Here is an 18027-nt window from a genome sequence, read left to right as displayed (position 1 = left end):
CAATTATTAAAATTATGAATGAAACCACTCTTACCAAAATGAAGCAAATGACGCTTCACGGCATGCACAACGCCTTTAAAACCGCCATAGAAAGCGGTAAAATCGACCATTACACGTTGGATCAATTTATATCAATACTCATTGATGCAGAATGGGACTAAAGGCATAACAGGCGTATTGAAAGAAGCATCAAGAACGCCAAATTCCATTACCAATCCAGCATTGAAACCCTAAATTATGATGCGTCCAGAAATTTGGATCGCAATCTTATATTGAGACTCTCGGAATGCGAATTTGTAGAAAAAAACGAAAACATCCTGATCACAGGAAGCACGGGTGTTGGCAAAAGTTATCTAGGAACAGCATTGGGCTATCAGGCTTGTATAGAGGGTTATAAGGTAAATTACTTCAACACCTCGAAGCTGTTTGCAAAATTAAAAATGGCAAAAGCAGACGGTTCTTATCTACGAGAACTCACCAAAATACAGCGGCAGGATGTACTTATTTTGGATGATTTTGGGCTCCAAGCGTTGGACAGCCAGAACCGAATTACCCTTTTAGAAATCATAGAAGACCGTCACAACAACGGTTCTATCATTGTAACCTCACAAATCCCAGTTCAAGGTTGGTATGATATTATTGGTGAAAAAACCATTGCAGATGCTATTTTAGACCGACTTATCCATCAATCTCACCGTATTGAACTTCAAGGAGAATCGATGAGAAAAAAAAGAAACAGCAAAAATTACTAATTTTTATTACATTTGAATCAACAAGTTTAACAACAAAAAAACGCATGAAAAAAAGTAGTTTTTAAACAAGAAAAAGGGGTGGTCAATTTGCTCCGAAATAAGGTGATCACTTTAAACCGAAACCGGGTGGTCACTTTAAATTGAAATGAGGTGGTCAATATCACTGAAATTTGCAGATTGGTAAAATATCTAAATCAAGTGGGAATGTTACTTTATAGTGATAAAACTTCTGAAGAGAAAGTTTACATCAACAAAAAATGGTTGATTGATAATATGCATAAAATTTTAGAAAAACTTACTGACAAAAAAGGAAAGTTTGATAAAAGTTATGCAGTAAATATTCTAGGAGCTAAAGAGGAAATGGTTGATGATATACTAACAATGATGCAGGAATTTAGAATGATATTTAAGCATCCTTATTCAGATACATTTATTGCCCCGCTTTATTTACCTCTCATGCCTGATGGGAAAGTCAATTTGTTTCTCAATAAAAAGCAAATTCCTTTTAGAAGATTCGAATATAATGGGTTCATTCATAAAAGTGTAATTCTTGATATATTTCAAAAATTCGGGACACAATATCCTTTAGATAAAAATAATGACCTCTATTATTATTGGAAAAATGGATTAGTGATTAAAAATCCAACTACAGAAGAGATAATTATGATAAAGTTTCATCTTGGAAATGCAAATGGTAATGCTTGTATTGATATTTATGATCTAACTAATCATAAAGAATCAGAATTCAGAGATGAGGTTATTAATTACATTAGAGAGGTCAATCAAGATTACGAATTGGAAGAAATGGTTACATTAGATGGTGAAGAATATATTTCAAAAGAATTGCTTGAAGAAAATGCCAAAATAGGTAAGCATATATTTTCTGAAAAGAAATTGTCAGAACCTTTAAAATCAAAACAACATCAAAAACTTTTTAAACTGAAAGATTATATGGAATTTATTGATACTCCTGTTAGAAAGAAAAAAGTGGTAATATCCTATTCTAAATTTGATCTTGATCAGGTGAATTTATTTATTAGACATTTGCAATCACTAGTTGATTGGGATTTGATTGAAGAACCATGGTGCTGTGAACATCTTATTACAGGAGTTGAATGGGATCAAGAGATACAATCCAGGTTTGATAATGCAGATATTATATTTTTCATGATAAGCACTAACCTTTTAAGTACCAAGTACGTAATGGATAACGAAGTAAAACCTGCTATTGAAAGATATGATCGTGATAAATCTTCAGTAAAGATTGTTCCTATTATTCTAGAGTATTGTGATTGGACAAGACGAAATCCTATAAATCTCCAACGTTTTTCTGCAATGCCTTTTAAAGGAAAGCCTGTGAGCGATTTTTCAGATAAAAGTATTGTTTGGTATGAGATTATTCAAGCAATTAGAATCATGGTTGAAAATAATATTTCATTGGAAAAGAGTGGTAAGCCTAACCGAGAGATTCAAGATTTATATGAAAGGCAAGTAAAAGGAAAATTGGATAGTAACTCTTTATAACAATTCCCCACGCTCTGCCCTCGCACAGAAAAAATGGCCCAACCGCACAAGTTCTGTCTTCTAGGGCATTGCCGCTGTTTGCAACTGTCATACATTATAGTACATTTTCCTCACGCCTACAGATATTTTCTGAAAGTAAGTAAGCAATCAGAAGGGTAGAATCGAAGAAGATCTAAAGATCAGGCAATAAAGAAAAGTATTTTGATTACAAAAAATGCTCTCTTTTCAGTTTTATTTTTCTGGTTATCTACGATGTTTAAAAAGTTGTACTTATGTTGTACTTGTTTTTAAAAAAGTAATTTAATTGGTTGAAAATAAATATTTTACAATGTTATTTTTGTTAATACGATGTTGTTGTACACAGTTCTTTTCAATTAATTAGAGTTTCATAAATACTTAGAAGCTCCTATGTCTTTATTAGTTAGAACTTGAATATTATTGAAATGGCTTAACAAATTAATAATATTTTTAGTCATAGTTTTTGTTAATTCGTTTAAAATTGAAACTTCAAGTTTTTTGATATCTTCATTTTTTGCGTCATCAATTGTTATTCGAACAAGAAACTTTATTTGTTCAGTATCTTTTATATTCAGTTTTTCACCTTTAAACAATAGAAGATTCAAGATTAATAGGGGAAAGTTACTCTTTTAAGCGTACGTAATAAATATCAGTATGAAAACCTTCTTATCCATCATTTTTTTATTTGATAATCCGATGTTTACAATTATAAGTGTTGAAAAATATATAATATTATTTGCAAAAAATAAAAAAATCTATATCTTTGCAACAGTTAAAAAATAAACACTCTTTATTCTGTTTATAAAAGTGACCTATATGGTGACTCGCTAAACAAGAAAACAGCATAAAGCTGATGGACAGGACTTTTTTTTAAATTGTATATGTCCCTTAGGACCCACAGAAAGAAAATCTCACAGAAATGTGAGATTTTTTTGTTTATAAATGATAACATACGGTAAGATTTTTCTTAATTGAATTTCATAAATTTGCATTTTAAAATTTCGATTATGGTAAATTTTGTGTTGATTGGATTGTGTGTATTGGCGGGAATGATATTTAAATCTACCAAATCTATTCATCCAGATGCTCACAAAGGGATAAATACTTGGATTCTTTATTTGGCACTTCCAGCTGTTTCTTTTAAGTATTTACCAAAAGTAGAATGGTCTTTAGAAATGCTTTTTCCTATTTTTTCTACGGTTTTAATTGCAGTGGGAAGTTTATTTTTTATGAAATACTATTCTCAAGCAAAAAATTACTCCAGAAGGTCTAGAAGTACATTAGAAATCGCAAGTGGATACAGCAATACTTCTTTCATTGGGTTTCCTCTTATTGCTGCTTTTTATAACGAAAAGTTATTAAGTATTGCTATTATTTCAGACCAAACCATGTTTCTTACTTTATCTACATTAGGAATAATATCAGCTTTAAAAGGAGGAAGTAAAAGTGGTAGCGTTAGTACAAAATTCATTTTGAGAAGATTATTCACTTTTCCTCCGTTTATAGGATGTATTAGTGCTTTGGTAATTTCTCAGTTTATAAATTTGGACTTTGCAGAACCTTTGTTTGATAAATTGGCAGGAACTGTAGCTCCTTTGGCATTATTTTCCGTTGGTTTACAATTGAAATTTAGCGGTTGGAGAAAACTTATTCCTCAGATTTCTATGTCTATGTTGTACAAATTACTTTTGGCACCACTTATTGTTCTTTTAGTGGCTTTAGCGTTAGGAGTTAAAGGAAATGTCGCCAAAATAAGTGTTTTTGAAGCAGCAATGCCAACACTTATTACTTCTAGTATTATTGCAGAACAGTTTAGACTCAATACAAAATTGACTAATCTTATTATTGGGATTAGCATTATTGTAGGTTTTGCAACAGTAGGTTTTTGGTATTTTGTTATAGAAGCTTTGTTTTAAGTGCTTTTTGCAATGTTTTAATGGTTTTTTTGAAGAAAATTTTTCTATTTATTTAAAATCATTAACTTTACCATTACTCAATTTTAGCAAATGAAAACAATTTCTGTCACCATTTTTTTACTGTTTTTTAGTTTTGGCTTTTCGCAGCAAAATGATGAATTTAAAAGAGTTAAAATTTATTTTGACTCTCAGAAACAACTTATAGATACAGAATTTCAAAAAAAATATAATTCTGAAACCAATCTTTTTGTTAAAGAAAATTTGAAAAAAGATTATAATTATTTTATTCAAAAAATAGACAGCGTTCGAAATGTAGCTTATCTTGGTGCTTTAATTAGAGTTAAGAATAACGAAGGTCTTAGAAACATCAATGCTAAAAATGACGAAATTGAATTTCAAAATGTAGAAACGCCAGAATTTCCGAACGGAATTAATTCTTTAAGAGAAAAAGTAGCAGAACTTTTTTATTCGGATGGAATGATTACAGGAGGAAAAGAACTCAATACATTAGTAAAATTTGTGGTAGAAAAAGATGGTAGCCTTTCGGAAATTAGCGCTGATGGAGAAATACCAGCGTTTAACAAACAAGCCGAAATTGCATTGTATCTTTTACCAGATAAATTTAAACCCGGTACAATGAACGGTAATGCGGTAAGATATATGTTTAAACTTCCCATCAGAATGAGATGGTAATTTTTTGTAGAATTTATGAATTTTTCTCACGAATATTTTATGAAAATGGCGCTTCAAGAAGCTGAAGCTGCTAAAGATTTAAACGAAGTTCCTATTGGCTGTGTAATTGTAATGAATGATAGAGTAATTGCAAGAGGACACAATCTTACCGAACAATTGAATGATGTAACAGCACATGCCGAAATGCAAGCCATTACTTCTGCGGCAAATTTTCTTGGCGGAAAATATTTAATAAATTGTACATTGTATGTTACTTTAGAGCCTTGTGTGATGTGCGCCGGAGCACTTACTTGGTCTCAAATTTCTAAAGTAGTAATTGGCGCTAGAGACGAGAAAAGAGGTTTTATTAATAAAAATCTTCAACTTCATCCTAAAACAGAATTGATTACAGGTGTTTTAGAAAATGAATGTTCCGCTTTGGTTAAAGAGTTTTTTATCATAAAAAGATGACCAATTGGTCATCTTTAATTTTTATCTTTTCCTAAGAAGTATAATCCTTTTAAAGTGTGAAGTTTGTCGGCTGCATCTATTTTATTGGTAAGAGGCTGGTAAACATGAGAAACTCCTCCGGTTGCTATTACAAAACATTTGTCATTTACTTCCTCATTTATCCTATCAATAAAACCTTCTACCATGCCAAGAAATCCGTAAACCATTCCGGAAGTCATGCAGGAAACGGTGTCGTGACCAAGAACTTTTTTAGGTTTAGTGAGTTCTATTTCTGGTAATTGAGCGGTTTGTTTTACTAAAGAATTAAGAGAAGTAATAATTCCTGGAGCGATAATTACTCCCAAAACTTCGCCCGTTGCGTCTATACAACTTGCTGTAAGTGCTGTGCCAAAATCTAAAATTATTTTTTTCTTGTCTGGATAAAGAAAATGTGCGGCAACTAAATTTGCATAGATATCTGTTCCCATCTGATTAGATTTGTGTCTAATAGGAGCTTGGGTTTTTCTATCTACAATTACTGCTTCTAAATGGTGAAGCTTGTACAATGCACTGCTGATAATATGAGTAAGCTGAGGAACAACAGAGCCAATAATAATTTTATCAATATTTTCTATATCTACATTGTATGTTTGATATAAAATTTTAAACTGAACGAAAAATTCGTCTCTGGTTCTATATGGTTTTGTATTGATAATCCAAGTAGTGGTACATTGGTCATCTTCAAAAAGCCCGAATCTTATGTTTGAATTTCCTACGTTTATAACGATGCTTTTCATTTGATAGCTTCTTTATAATTAGACTGCAAATTTAATAATTAATAAGTCAATCTTACTTTACTTCTAAGGTATTATTTTCTAAATTAACGTCTGCTAATCTTTGGCTGAAATCAATTCCTAAAATTTTTAGTTCTTCTTTTTTGTAAGGGATTGAAAACGTGTATTCTTTTGCCGTCCAATTCCAATAGTCTAAAGTTTGAAAATTGCCAAAGAAATCAGATTTTTTAGGGCTTCTCATCATATTCAACGGAATGTGATAGTTAATTGTTTTCTTGTCGCTGGTTACAATACTGAAATCTATAGGCATAGGAACTTCTCCATTGTTTGCCAAAGTGATTGTGGTATAAGTATCTCCGTATTTTACATCTTTTATTCCGTAATCAATTGTTTTGGTAGTGTTAATCCAATAATGATAAAACCATTTTAAATCCATGCCAGATACCAACTGTGCAATGTGCATGAAATCTCTATCAGAAGGATGTTTCAAATGCCAATCTTGATAGTATTTTTTCATGATTTTAGATAAAGTTTCTTCCCCAACAATATATCCTAATTCTACTAAAAATAATTCACCTTTAGTGTAAGATGCTACAGAATAAGCGGAACCACTATCGTGATGGTCTGCTAACCAAGACGCAGGTTCTTCTCTACCAGATTTAGCAAAATAAGAATACCCTTTTAAGCTTCCGATAAAAGGATTTGGTTCGTTTTCTTTCGGGAAAAGTTGATACATCACATAACTTTCTGCATAACTTGTAAAGCCCTCGTCTAACCATGGTTTTGTGCTTTCGTTGGTGGCAAGCATTTGCTGAAACCAAGAATGACTTCCTTCGTGAATCATCAATCCTAATAAACCTTCTAAACTTCTTGCTTCGCCCAAAATCATTGTACACATTCCGTATTCCATACCTCCGTCTCCACCTTGAATGAAGCTATAAGTTGGGTAAACATATCTTCCAAAAGTGTTATTCATTATTTGGTAATATTTGGTGATGTAAGGTTTTGCTTCTTCCCAATATTGAGTTTTTTCGGATTTTTGATATACAAAAAACACTTTTGGTCCGTCTGGAACTACAAAACTATCCACGCTATAATCTCTGTCTGCAGCCCATGCGAAATCTAACATGTTTTTTGCGCTAAACTTCCAAGTTGCTTTATTGTCTTTATCTGTTTTAATGTCTGGATTTTCGGTGTAACCTTTTACTTCTGTGGGATTTTCTAAAATTCCTCCAGCTCCTACTACATAATCTTTGTCAATTTTAATCGTTACATCAAAATCTGCAAAAGGAGCATGAAATTCTCTTCCTGCATAATCGAAAGTAGCCCAGCCGTCATAATCATATTCAGCAATTTTAGGATACCACTGCGTCATGGTCATATCAATTCCTTCTCTGTTATTTCTTCCACTTCTACGGATTTGCTTAGGGATTACAGAGTCCCAGTCCATTGTAAAAGAAGTAGAAGAATTTGGTTTTATTTTTTCGTTGAGGTAAACCTTCATTATGGTTCCTTGTACTTCGAATTTTACTTCTTTTCCATTTTGTTTTAGCCAATTAATTTTTTGACTTCCTTCTTCTCCAGCTGGGATGGTAGAAAGTCTAGAAACTCCGTTTTCTGCAAGTCTTCCGTCTGCATTTTTGCCTTGGTTTTGGACGCGTTGATCCATTATAGAACCTGGTTTAAAAGCATCCCAATACAAGTTGAAATAAACTACAGAAAGTTCGTCTGGGGAATTATTAGTATATTGAATTTCTTGTTTTCCGTGGTAAGAAAAATTGGCAGCATCTACGTCTATATTCATTTTATATCTTGCATATTGCTGATAATAGGCGTCTTGTTGTGCAGAAAATAATCCGAAAGCAAAAATAAAAATTGCTAAAAATTTTTGAGTCATAGATGAATTTTTTTCAAAGATAATGTTATTTATTTTTTTTAACCCTTAAAAAAAGAGCAAAAAACGTATAAAAATGTTTTCTATTAAAGATTTGCCCACAAAAAAACCTCTCAAAATAGATTTGAAAGGTTTTTAAGTTATTTAAAAGTTATTTTTTAGCTTTAGTCTCTTTGCAAGAGTTAAAGATTTTCTCTAAAATTCTTAGTGTAATAAGATAAGTTGGTTTTACACCGGTAAGTCCAAGTCCGCCGGAAGAAAGTGTACTTCCAGTTTCTAAAGGATTATCAGATGCGTAGTAAGCGTAGCAAACAAACAATTCTCCTTCAATGTGTTTTCTAATTTTAGATGCAATTTGAATTGCTTTTTGGTAATGTGCGCCTTCCATTTCTAGTCCAACTGTTTTCCAAGAGCTGTTCATAAAATAAGAAAGAATGTCTTTGTTTTGAAGCGATGTTCCCAATACAGTAAGCATACTTCCTTCGAAAGCTTTTAGTTCTTCATCTTGAAAATCTTCTAATTTCAGGGCGTTTTCGAATGGATAATTGTCTGCGGTTCCTTCAAAAATATGAGAAGTTGGAATCATAATATCTCCTTTTTCTCCAGTTAAAATGCCTGCTTTTCCCATTATTGAAACAGATTTTACATTCATGGTGAACGTACTGTTGTTGAATTCAAATGGTCTAAGTAATTCGTCCATAATTTCGAAAGCTTGTTCTCCGAAAGCATAGTCAAAAACCATTAAAACATCGTTCACTTTATATGAAATGCCAGAAAAAGGCGAGTTAACAAGGTCTACTTTAGACAAGTCTATTAATTGTACATCTATATTGCTACCGCTATTGTCGTCAATATAAATCATGCCTTTGTCTATGGCGTAATCTAGTACTTTGTCTCTGAGTTCTTTGTTGCCAGAAATTTCTTCGTAAAGAGAATAATCTACTTCTTTTTTAGGCTTTTGTTTCAAAGCGGCATTGGCAAAAAGCATATTTTTAACGCTATGCATATTCGCTGAAATAATGTGAATAGATCTTCCGAGTAAATCGTTCTCGCCAAGAATTTTTTTCACATTAGTAGCCCATTTTTCTCCAAAATAGTGGTGTCCAACTCTTTCTTTAAGAATTGCACTAAAGTGAACTTCTCTTTCTCTTACTTGTTTGTAGTCTTCGTTGCTAACTTTTCCTAAATGATAAATAATTTTGAATAATCTATCCGGATTTTTGTCGTCTCCGAAATTATTATAAGCAGTAAGTGTTTCTTCGAAAGTTCTGCCAAGAAGAGAAGAAAGGTGTATTAAGGCAACTTCTTTTTCTTTTCTACTTAATTTTTTTTCTCCTTTTGCAACTTCTTCAATAATTTTCCAAGAACGTTTTGGTTCTCCCGTTTCGTCTTGTAAAAAAGCTAAACTTCTAATTTTGTCTGCTTCTATATATAAAAAAGTAAGGTGAGTAAGAATGTCATAAATTTCAGAACGTCCAAGCAGAACTTCAATATTCATTTGGTGCTCGTCTATTCTGTAACAGTTTCTCCTACGTTTTTTAGGTACTATTGGTTCAAAGCTTCCTTTGTCGAAGCCTTCGTCAGAAGTTAAGTGTACGTAAGAGCATTCTTCTATGCCTTCTGGTAATCTGTCTAAAACGTATAATAAACCATCTAGTTCAATTTTATTAGGAACGTTCATGGTTCCATAAATTTCTGGGTTTATTATTTTTAAAAGGCTTCTTAGGCTTTCTCCTGAGACTCCCGAAGGTTTGAAAAAACCTCTATAAAATAGGTGTCTCATAGACACGTATAGCCTTTCAATTGCTTCTGTTGTTTCTCTTGCTCTGGAATTTGCCATATTGTTGTTTTTTAGATAAAAGTCTGCAAAGATGCGAAAATTTTTTCAAAAAGTAAAGGATTTAGCCTAGAATTTTAATTTTAGATGAACGAAATGTTTGGTTGAAGGTTCATTTATGTTAAAATTTTTCACAGGTGTCCCTTTTTGAAAAGTAATAATTAATATTAAATTTAGTTAATTTTACAAATATACCCCCAAAAAGATTAGGGTAATTTTAATTTGTATTTAAAAAATTATTAATTTTGTGAAAAATATATTGCCGATGTCAACATTGAGATTCAAAGCGTTAGAAACGCTACCGTTCAAAAACTTTAGAAAGGACAATAATGTGGAAGTTCCTGCTAAATTATCAGAATTGTTCTGTCAGAACGTATTTTCTGAGCAAACGATGAGAGAGTATCTTACTAAAGAAGCGTTCTCGTCGATAATAGATGCAATTAAAAAAGGAACAAAAATTCAAAGACATATCGCAGATCAGGTTGCTGTAGCTATGAAAGATTGGGCTATGTCTAAAGGTGTTACACACTATACTCACTGGTTTCAGCCTTTAACAGGAGCTACTGCAGAAAAACATGATTCATTTTTTACACCAATTGAAGGAGGTAGAGCTATTGAAAGATTTAGTGGTGGTATGTTAATTCAACAAGAACCAGATGCTTCTTCTTTTCCTAATGGTGGAATTAGAAATACTTTTGAAGCAAGAGGTTATACCGCTTGGGATCCTACTTCACCTGCTTTCATTATGGGAACTACACTTTGTATTCCTTCTATTTTTATTTCTTATACAGGAGAAACTTTAGATTATAAAGCACCTTTGCTTAGAGCTTTAAATTCTGTAGATGAAGCAGCTACTGCTGTAATGAGTTATTTTGATAAAAGTGTAGAAAAAGTAACTCCTACTTTAGGTTGGGAGCAAGAATATTTCTTGGTAGATTCTGCTTTACATCAATCTAGACCAGATTTAGTATTAACAGGAAAAACTTTATTAGGACATGCTCCTGCAAAAGGACAACAGTTAGACGACCACTATTTCGGTTCTATTCCTACAAGAACAATGAATTTCATGAAGGAATTAGAAATTGAATGTATGAAATTGGGAATTCCTGTTACAACTCGTCACAACGAAGTTGCTCCAAATCAGTTTGAATTGGCTCCAATGTTCGAAGAAGTAAATGTTGCTATCGACCATAATTCACTTCTAATGGATGTAATGGGAAGAGTTGCAAATAAGCATCACTTCAAAGTATTATTGCACGAAAAACCATTCGCTGGTATCAATGGTAGCGGTAAACACAATAACTGGTCTTTAGCTACTAGTACAGGAGAAAACTTATTAAGCCCAGGTAAAAATCCTAAGAAAAATTTACAATTCTTAACTTTCTTTATCAATACAATTAAAGCAGTTAATGAATATGCAGATTTATTAAGAGCAAGTATTGCATCTGCAAATAACGACCATAGATTAGGTGCTAACGAAGCTCCACCAGCAATTATTTCTGTGTTTATTGGTTCTCAACTTTATAACGTTCTTAATGAACTAGAAAAAGTTACTGATGGAAAACTTTCTCCTGAAGAAAAAACAGACCTTAAATTAAATGTTGTAGGTAAAATTCCTGAAATTTTATTAGATAATACAGACAGAAACAGAACTTCTCCTTTCGCATTTACAGGTAATAAATTTGAAATTAGAGCAGTAGGTTCTTCTGCAAACTGCGCAGAACCAATGACTGTGATGAATGCTATTATGGCAAAACAACTTAAAGATTTCAAAGTAGAAGTTGATGCTCTAATTGAAAAAGGTCTTAAAAAAGACGAAGCAATCTTCAATGTACTAAGAGAATACATCAAACAATCTAAAAACATTATGTTTGAGGGTGATGGATATTCTGATGATTGGGCAAAAGAAGCTAAGAAAAGAGGTTTGAGCAACCTAAAAACAACTCCTGAAGCTCTTAAAAAAGAAATGGACAAAAAATTTGTTTCTTTATATGAAGAATTGGGAATTTATTCTCACAGAGAAGTTGAAGCAAGAAACGAAATTAAACTAGAAAAGTATTCTACAACTATTGATATTGAAGCTAGAGTAATTGCAGATATTGCAAGAAATCACATTATCCCTGCTTCTTTAAACTATCAAAATAGATTAATTGAAAACGTAAAAGGTTTAAAAGAAATCTTCAGTGAAAAAGAATTCAAAGCGGTTGCAAAAGAGCAAATTAGCTTAATTACTCAAATCTCTGAGCACGTTTCTAAAATTAAAGTTGGTGTTGATGAATTGTTAGATGCGAAAGAAAAAGCAAAATCTACTTCTGGAAGCCAAAAACAAGCTGAAGCATATTGTAATAATGTGAAAACATTGTTCGATTCTATTAGAGTTTCTGCTGATGCTTTAGAAATGATGGTAGATGATGAGCTTTGGCCACTTACCAAATACAGAGAAATGTTATTTACTAGATAATAAAACATTATACTGCATAAAACGAATCCTTCTCATTTTCGAGAAGGATTTTTTATTTGAAATTAGTAAATTTTTCATTCAATTTTGATTCAGAATTATACTTTTTTTAATGTATAACTGTTTGAATTTTTGCTATTTATAAACGTTTAAAATAAGACTTTAAATTCAAAACTAATTATACAATAATAGATAGGTTTTATATAATTTGTAGATATGGTCTATTTTTGTTAAAATTTCTTAAAAAACAGAAATCGCTAATCACCATAAATAGGTAGTTAGCAATATATTTCTTTTAACATATTATTTATAAATGTTAAAAAGTGTTAAATCTTTTTTAAGACTGACAAATATCAATAGCGAAAAAATCTATATCATTTACATTTGTCCTGTCTAAATAAAGAAATAAACTAAGTAATATTATGAAGAAAAGAGTTTTGCTTTACACAATTGCAGTGATGTCTGTTTTCTCTTTGCAATCATGTGTTACAAACTATGTAGTTTCTACACCTACTAAGTACAAATCCGATGCCAATTTAGAGAAATTAAATACCAAAAATCTCAACGCAGCTAATAAAAGCACTTATAATAGTTACAATGTAAATTTTGCAAATGTGCAAAAATCTGAACTTGCAGCAGCTATTACAAGTGCTATTTCATTAGATAAAACGATTGATGATGTTTTGAACGAAGCAAGTACTTACATTGGCACTCCTTATAGATTTGGTGGAACTAATAGAAGTGGCATAGATTGTTCTGCATTTGTATTAAATGTTTTTGGCGAATCTACAGGTATTGAACTACCAAGAGTTGCTGCAGAACAAGCAGAGTTAGGAGATAAAGTAGAAAAACAAGAACTTCAAAAAGGAGATTTGGTATTTTTCTCACAAGGCGGAAGAGTTTCTCACGTTGGAATTGTACAAGAAGTAACTCCAGATGGAGAAATTAAATTTATCCATGCTGCAACATCACGTGGTGTAATGATTTCTTCTCTTAACGATTCTTATTGGGGAAGAAAATTTAGATTTGCTAAAAGAATTATTAAACAACAACCACAACAATAAAATAAATAATTGATTTTTATAGAAAAGCTTCCAATAATTTTGGAAGCTTTTTTTATGTGATGAAATGTGGAATTTATTTTAAACCAATGAATTTTTATCGGTATAATTCAGTTTAAAGAAGATTGCTGTCATTATCGAAAATGCTAAAAAAGAACTTCCTCCGTAACTGAAATAAGGCAAAGGAATACCAACAGTTGGGAAAAGTCCCATAACCATACCTAAATTAATGGCAAAGTGCATCAGGAGAACTCCAGCAAAACAATAACCGAAAACTCTGTTAAATGTGGTCTTTTGGTTTTCTGCTAAATAATAGATTCTGCCAATATACACAGCATAAAAAATTACCAAAAGGGTACTTCCAAGAAATCCCCATTCTTCTCCTACGGTACAAAAAATGTAGTCTGTTTCTTGTTCTGGTACAAATTTACCTTGTGTTACTGAACCTTCTTTATATCCTTTTCCCCAGAATCCACCAGAGCCAATAGCTGTTTTTGAATATAATAAATTGTAACCAGAAGTATCTCTGAAAGCTTTTTCACCTTTATACAAAACTTCAATTCTTTCTCTTTGGTGAGCTGGTAATTTTTCTAAAATTTTGGGTGTTCCGAAACTTATTCCAGCTAAAATTAGAAATGTTCCTAGAAAAGTTACTATGGTAGGAACTGTCCAAATTATTCTTCCAAAATTCAAGAAAATATAAATTAAATAGATTGCTAAAAGTCCTAGTACAATATAAATGGGATTAATTGCGATGGACAATAAAAATACAGTTGCAAGGATAAAACCTATCCCAAATAACCATCCACTTAATCCTTCTCTGTATAAAGCAATTACAAATGCTGTAAAAACTAATAAAGAGCCAACATCAGGAATACTGAGAACTGCAATTGCAGGAATGCCTATAATGGCAAGAGTAGTGAGTAAGGATTTTCTATTATTCAAATTAAAATCTGGTCCAGAAACGTAGCTTGCAAGCATTAGTGAAACACCAATTTTCGCAAATTCTACAGGTTGCATGGTAAATCCGCCTATTTTATACCAGTTTTTTTGCCCTTTAATTTCCGAGCCTAAAACGTGTAATCCTAGTAAAGAAATAATACCCAAAACAAAGAAAACTACCGCAAAGTTTTCGAAAAATTTACTCCTCATCATAAAGATAATGAATCCTACAAATAAAGAGATGAAGAAAAATATCAATTGTTTTTCTCCTAAACCTTTGTCAACGCTATATATGTTTACCACGGCAAACACAGAAATGGCGAGATATAAAAAAATGCCAAGCTTATCTAATCCTTCTGCCCATTTCATATTAAGGTAATTTTTTTTGTGTTTTTTCTTTTGTGTTAATCTTTTTATTGAGTTGTTTCAAGCTATCTTGAAGTTTTTTTAGTCTTATAGAATCCAAATCTTCTTTTGGTTTGCCATGTTCTTTGTACCACTGTCTTTTGTACTCACCCATAAAACTGGCATTAATCATTTTCTTGTAAAGATGTTCTCTTTTTAAAGTGCCAGTGATATATTTTTCTGCAATTACAGTACAAGCAGGACCTGCCCAAGTTGCTCCAAAACCAGCATGTTCCATTACGGCAACTACCACAATTTTTGGTTTGTCTGCTGGAGCAATTAGGGTAAAAATTGAATTATCTTTCCCTTGTGGAACTTGTGCTGTACCAGTTTTTGCCAATTGGGTAAAATCGTTAGATTTCAAACTTGCTCCTGTACCTCTTAGCATTACAGCTTCCATGCCTTGCATTACCAAATTATAATATTTTTTATTCTGAACTTTGGTAAGATGTTTATCCTTAAATCTTGGGTCAGGATTTGGTTTTCCATCGATAGATTTTACAATATGAGGGGTATAATACCAACCTTTATTGGCAATAGCAGCAGTATAATTAGCTAATTGTAAAGGTGTTACTAAGACATCGCCTTGTCCCATCCCGTTAAAAATAGAGCCATTTTGAGTGTAAAGAGGATTCCAATCTTTTGATTTTAAATGACTTCTTTTTTCGTAGAATTCTCCGCTTGGGATTCTTCCTTTCGCGCCAACCGCTAAATCATTATTCATAAATTTATTAAGACCGAAGCTTTCCATTATTTCTTTCCATTCATTTACACCTTTTGTAGGATTGCCCGGATATTTATTCATGATGTTAATGAAAGCATAAGAAAAATAACAGTTACTAGAAACTTGAATTGAAGGAATTAAAGGTTCTGCGCCGCCGTGTCCTTTTACGCTTAAACCTCTATAATAAAAACCTCTTCCGCAAGGGAAAATGGTGTTTTCGTCTATTACGCCCATTTGCATTGCAGCAAGAGCAGTAAGCAATTTGAACGTAGAACCTGGAGGATAAGCAGCTTGCAGAGCTCTATCGAAAGTTGGTTTGTTATCGTAAAGTGTATCTTTAGAAAGTTTGTAAATGTTTTTCTTTTTTTCTGAGCCGGTAAACAAATTTGGGTCAACATCAGGACCTGTTGCAAGTACTAGAATTTCACCATTATTAGGGTCTAAAGCTACTATTGCACCATGTTTGTTTACCAACATTTCTTCGGCCATTTTTTGCAAATCGTAGTCTATGGTAAGAGTAAGATCTTTCCCAGAAATTACTTCTTTGTCTAGAATTCCGTTTTTATAAGGACCTACATTTCTTAATTTGATGTCTTTTTGAATGTATTTTATTCCTTTTTCTCCTCTCAATTCTTTTTCGTAAGACCTTTCAACACCTGTAATTCCTGCAATGTCTCCCGGAAGATAATAAAGAGAATCTCTTTTTATGTAATTTTCGCTTACTTGATTGGTGTATCCTAAAAGATTACCAGAAGTAGATACTTCGTATTTTCTTTGCGGACGTTCTACAATGCTAAAAGCAGGATATTTAAAGATAATTTCTTGAATTCTTGCAATTTCTTCTCTGCTCATATCACTCATAAAAGTCATGGGTGTGAGTTTAGAATAGTATTTGTCTTTTTTGAGGAGATTTATTTTATTAATAAATTCTTTTTTGTTGATTCTTAAAAGATTACAAAACCCTAAAGTGTCAAAATCTGGTTTCATTAGATTTTGAGTGAAGGAAATTTCATAAGAAGGCTGATTTCCTACCAAAATTTTTCCGTTTCTGTCAAAAATAATCCCTCTTTGTGGAATAATGTATTCTGTTTTAATAGAAGTGTTGGCAGCATTGAGTGCGTATCTATCTGTAATTAATTGTAAATAAGACAATCTTGCTACAAAAGCTGTAGCAATAATGAATATCGCGATGGTGATTTTGTAATATGCTGGTTTCAAACTTTTTCCTTGATTTTAAATGCTAAAGTGTAGATTAATACAAAGGTAATAGAAATAATACTTGTGATTAAAATATTCAATAATACTTCTAAAAATCTATCGAATTTAAAAAATTCTATGCTTTGAACTAAAAACTGATGCACAAAAATACTTGAAAAAATATAGAATAAAAACTGTGACCACTGAAGATTTTGGAAAGAAAAAATATCCGAAGAAATTTCTGTGGAAGTTTTAAAAATTAAGGTTCTGAAATAAGCGATTAAAGTGGTAGAAAATGCATTGATTCCCCAAGTCCCAAGGAAAGCATCTATTGATAATCCTAATAGAAAACTTGCAGAAAGAAAAACATATTTGTTTCTATAAAAAGGGTAGAACAGTACAAAAATGGTATATATAACGGGAGTGTATTTACCAGCAATATCTATTCTGTTAAATATGAAAATTTGTAGCGCAACTAGCACCATCATCGTTACAAGGTCGGTAAAAATGTTTCTACTAATCATTTTTTAAAGTTGCGTCTAGCGTATCTTGAATTTGTTTAAGTTCTAGTTTTTTTAAATTTCTCACCACAAAAACTTTTTGAAGATTTCCCATTTTTTGGTTTAATTCTACAGAAATGTCCCAATAACCGGTTTTAGAATCTACTTCGTAGCCGGCAACTTTACCAATCATAATTCCTTGTGGGAAAATAGAAGATTTTCCGTCTGTAAGAACAGTATCTCCTACTTTCAAAGGTACATATTTTGGTATGTCAGCAAGGTGCATTGTTCTGGAGTTGTCTCCTTTCCAAGTTAGAGTTCCGAAATAGCCTGTGTTTTTTAGAGCAGCATTAATTTTTATTTTATTAACACTTAAAACAGATTGAACCAAAGCATAATTGTTGGTGGTATTTACCACAATTCCTGCAATGCCGTTTGGAGCAATAACTCCCATTTTAGGGAAAACACCGTGTCTTTTTCCTCGGTCAATGGTAAAGTAATTATCGTTTCTGGTAATGCTGTTGTTTACAATATCAGCATCTACAAAAGTGTAGATTTGTCCGCCACCAATTGTATCTGTTACTCTTCTGAACTGAGGATTTCCAGCTCTGTCTTTTCCATAAATTTCTGCCATTAATGCTTTGTTCTGCGCAACTAAATCTTCATTAATTTGTTTTAATCTCAAATAGCTAGTTCCTTGGTCTATGTAACCAGAGACCCAAGCGTTGAAAGCGGTTGTCTGAGCAGCTAAAAAAGACTGTTGCATCGAATTTCTACTGAAAATCAATGTAACGGCAGTTAACTGTAAGAAAAGAAAGAACAGAAATAATCCGTTCTTACTAAACAATCTAATTAAAAAACCCATTCTTACAGTGGTTTCTTG

At 32.1% G+C, this 18027-nt stretch carries 14 protein-coding genes and 1 pseudogene; 8 read left to right on the top strand and 7 right to left on the bottom strand.

Annotated features, from left to right (window positions below; genetic code table 11):
• Positions 1 to 14: 14 nt before the first annotated feature.
• The 6 genes and pseudogenes from QM746_RS01945 to QM746_RS01920 all read left to right on the top strand — a co-directional run bounded on the left by QM746_RS01945 (position 15) and on the right by QM746_RS01920 (position 5353).
• Complete coding sequence (locus QM746_RS01945) at positions 15 to 161, top strand: hypothetical protein (protein ID WP_414982670.1); 147 nt, start codon at positions 15 to 17, stop codon at positions 159 to 161.
• Between the two features lie 12 nt (positions 162 to 173).
• A pseudogene (istB, locus tag QM746_RS01940) lies at positions 174 to 752 on the top strand (IS21-like element helper ATPase IstB); the annotation flags it as partial.
• A 150-nt stretch (positions 753 to 902) separates the two neighbouring features.
• Positions 903 to 2276: a COR domain-containing protein gene (locus QM746_RS01935; RefSeq protein WP_414982669.1), complete on the top strand. Its 1374-nt coding sequence runs from the start codon at positions 903 to 905 to the stop codon at positions 2274 to 2276.
• Between the two features lie 1025 nt (positions 2277 to 3301).
• Positions 3302 to 4210 carry an AEC family transporter gene (locus QM746_RS01930; protein ID WP_414982668.1) on the top strand — a complete coding sequence of 303 codons (909 nt, stop codon included), beginning with the start codon at positions 3302 to 3304 and terminating at the stop codon, positions 4208 to 4210.
• A gap of 90 nt (positions 4211 to 4300) precedes the next feature.
• The gene (locus QM746_RS01925; RefSeq protein ID WP_414982667.1) at positions 4301 to 4903 is read left to right on the top strand and encodes an energy transducer TonB; all 603 of its coding nucleotides are present in this window, start codon (positions 4301 to 4303) and stop codon (positions 4901 to 4903) included.
• A 15-nt stretch (positions 4904 to 4918) separates the two neighbouring features.
• Entirely contained in the window at positions 4919 to 5353 is a 435-nt protein-coding gene (locus QM746_RS01920) for a nucleoside deaminase (RefSeq protein WP_414982666.1), read from the top strand.
• Between the two features lie 14 nt (positions 5354 to 5367).
• Here QM746_RS01920 and QM746_RS01915 read toward each other — a convergent pair whose 3' ends face one another.
• The 3 genes from QM746_RS01915 to QM746_RS01905 form a co-directional block, all read right to left on the bottom strand.
• Complete coding sequence (locus tag QM746_RS01915; RefSeq protein ID WP_414982665.1) at positions 5368 to 6129, bottom strand: type III pantothenate kinase; 762 nt, start codon at positions 6127 to 6129, stop codon at positions 5368 to 5370.
• Between the two features lie 52 nt (positions 6130 to 6181).
• Positions 6182 to 8023 (bottom strand): M1 family metallopeptidase, encoded by a 1842-nt coding sequence (locus QM746_RS01910; RefSeq protein WP_414982664.1) that lies wholly within the window; start codon positions 8021 to 8023, stop codon positions 6182 to 6184.
• A gap of 148 nt (positions 8024 to 8171) precedes the next feature.
• The gene (locus QM746_RS01905) at positions 8172 to 9860 is read right to left on the bottom strand and encodes a DUF6909 family protein (protein ID WP_414982663.1); all 1689 of its coding nucleotides are present in this window, start codon (positions 9858 to 9860) and stop codon (positions 8172 to 8174) included.
• 262 nt (positions 9861 to 10122) lie between these two features.
• On the opposite strand from QM746_RS01905, the gene QM746_RS01900 reads away from it, so the two are divergent.
• Positions 10123 to 12318 (top strand): glutamine synthetase III, encoded by a 2196-nt coding sequence (locus QM746_RS01900; RefSeq protein WP_414982662.1) that lies wholly within the window; start codon positions 10123 to 10125, stop codon positions 12316 to 12318.
• Positions 12319 to 12737: 419 nt separating this feature from the next.
• Entirely contained in the window at positions 12738 to 13379 is a 642-nt protein-coding gene (locus tag QM746_RS01895; RefSeq protein ID WP_414982661.1) for a C40 family peptidase, read from the top strand.
• A gap of 78 nt (positions 13380 to 13457) precedes the next feature.
• Here QM746_RS01895 and rodA read toward each other — a convergent pair whose 3' ends face one another.
• Genes rodA through mreC form a run of 4 tightly spaced genes read right to left on the bottom strand, consistent with a single transcriptional unit; the run spans position 13458 to position 18009 of the window.
• On the bottom strand, positions 13458 to 14687 hold the full coding sequence (gene rodA / locus QM746_RS01890; RefSeq protein WP_414982660.1) for a rod shape-determining protein RodA: 1230 nt from the start codon (positions 14685 to 14687) through the stop codon (positions 13458 to 13460).
• Between the two features lies 1 nt (position 14688).
• Complete coding sequence (locus QM746_RS01885; RefSeq protein ID WP_414982659.1) at positions 14689 to 16665, bottom strand: peptidoglycan D,D-transpeptidase FtsI family protein; 1977 nt, start codon at positions 16663 to 16665, stop codon at positions 14689 to 14691.
• Positions 16662 to 17168, bottom strand: coding sequence for a rod shape-determining protein MreD (mreD, locus tag QM746_RS01880; RefSeq protein ID WP_374363454.1), 507 nt, complete (start codon positions 17166 to 17168; stop codon positions 16662 to 16664). Before mreD ends, QM746_RS01885 begins: the two co-directional genes overlap by 4 nt.
• Positions 17161 to 18009: a rod shape-determining protein MreC gene (gene mreC, locus QM746_RS01875; protein WP_414982658.1), complete on the bottom strand. Its 849-nt coding sequence runs from the start codon at positions 18007 to 18009 to the stop codon at positions 17161 to 17163. The genes mreD and mreC overlap by 8 nt, the downstream gene beginning before the upstream one ends.
• Positions 18010 to 18027: the final 18 nt, after the last annotated feature.

The organism is Cloacibacterium sp. (assembly GCF_047601505.1).
Classification (GTDB): Bacteria; Bacteroidota; Bacteroidia; order Flavobacteriales; family Weeksellaceae; genus Cloacibacterium.
This window is presented reverse-complemented; position numbering and strand designations above follow the sequence as displayed.

What these genes read in the sequence shown, in the direction of transcription:
- QM746_RS01915 (WP_414982665.1), bottom strand. Translation starts at nt 6,129, where the DNA reads ATGAAAAGCATCGTTATAAACGTAGGAAATTCAAACATAAGATTCGGG.
- QM746_RS01905 (WP_414982663.1), bottom strand. Translation starts at nt 9,860, where the DNA reads ATGGCAAATTCCAGAGCAAGAGAAACAACAGAAGCAATTGAAAGGCTA.
- QM746_RS01930 (WP_414982668.1), top strand. Translation starts at nt 3,302, where the DNA reads ATGGTAAATTTTGTGTTGATTGGATTGTGTGTATTGGCGGGAATGATA.
- rodA (WP_414982660.1), bottom strand. Translation starts at nt 14,687, where the DNA reads ATGAAATGGGCAGAAGGATTAGATAAGCTTGGCATTTTTTTATATCTC.
- mreD (WP_374363454.1), bottom strand. Translation starts at nt 17,168, where the DNA reads ATGATTAGTAGAAACATTTTTACCGACCTTGTAACGATGATGGTGCTA.
- QM746_RS01900 (WP_414982662.1), top strand. Translation starts at nt 10,123, where the DNA reads ATGTCAACATTGAGATTCAAAGCGTTAGAAACGCTACCGTTCAAAAAC.
- QM746_RS01895 (WP_414982661.1), top strand. Translation starts at nt 12,738, where the DNA reads ATGAAGAAAAGAGTTTTGCTTTACACAATTGCAGTGATGTCTGTTTTC.
- QM746_RS01925 (WP_414982667.1), top strand. Translation starts at nt 4,301, where the DNA reads ATGAAAACAATTTCTGTCACCATTTTTTTACTGTTTTTTAGTTTTGGC.
- QM746_RS01945 (WP_414982670.1), top strand. Translation starts at nt 15, where the DNA reads ATGAATGAAACCACTCTTACCAAAATGAAGCAAATGACGCTTCACGGC.
- QM746_RS01920 (WP_414982666.1), top strand. Translation starts at nt 4,919, where the DNA reads ATGAATTTTTCTCACGAATATTTTATGAAAATGGCGCTTCAAGAAGCT.
- QM746_RS01910 (WP_414982664.1), bottom strand. Translation starts at nt 8,023, where the DNA reads ATGACTCAAAAATTTTTAGCAATTTTTATTTTTGCTTTCGGATTATTT.
- mreC (WP_414982658.1), bottom strand. Translation starts at nt 18,009, where the DNA reads ATGGGTTTTTTAATTAGATTGTTTAGTAAGAACGGATTATTTCTGTTC.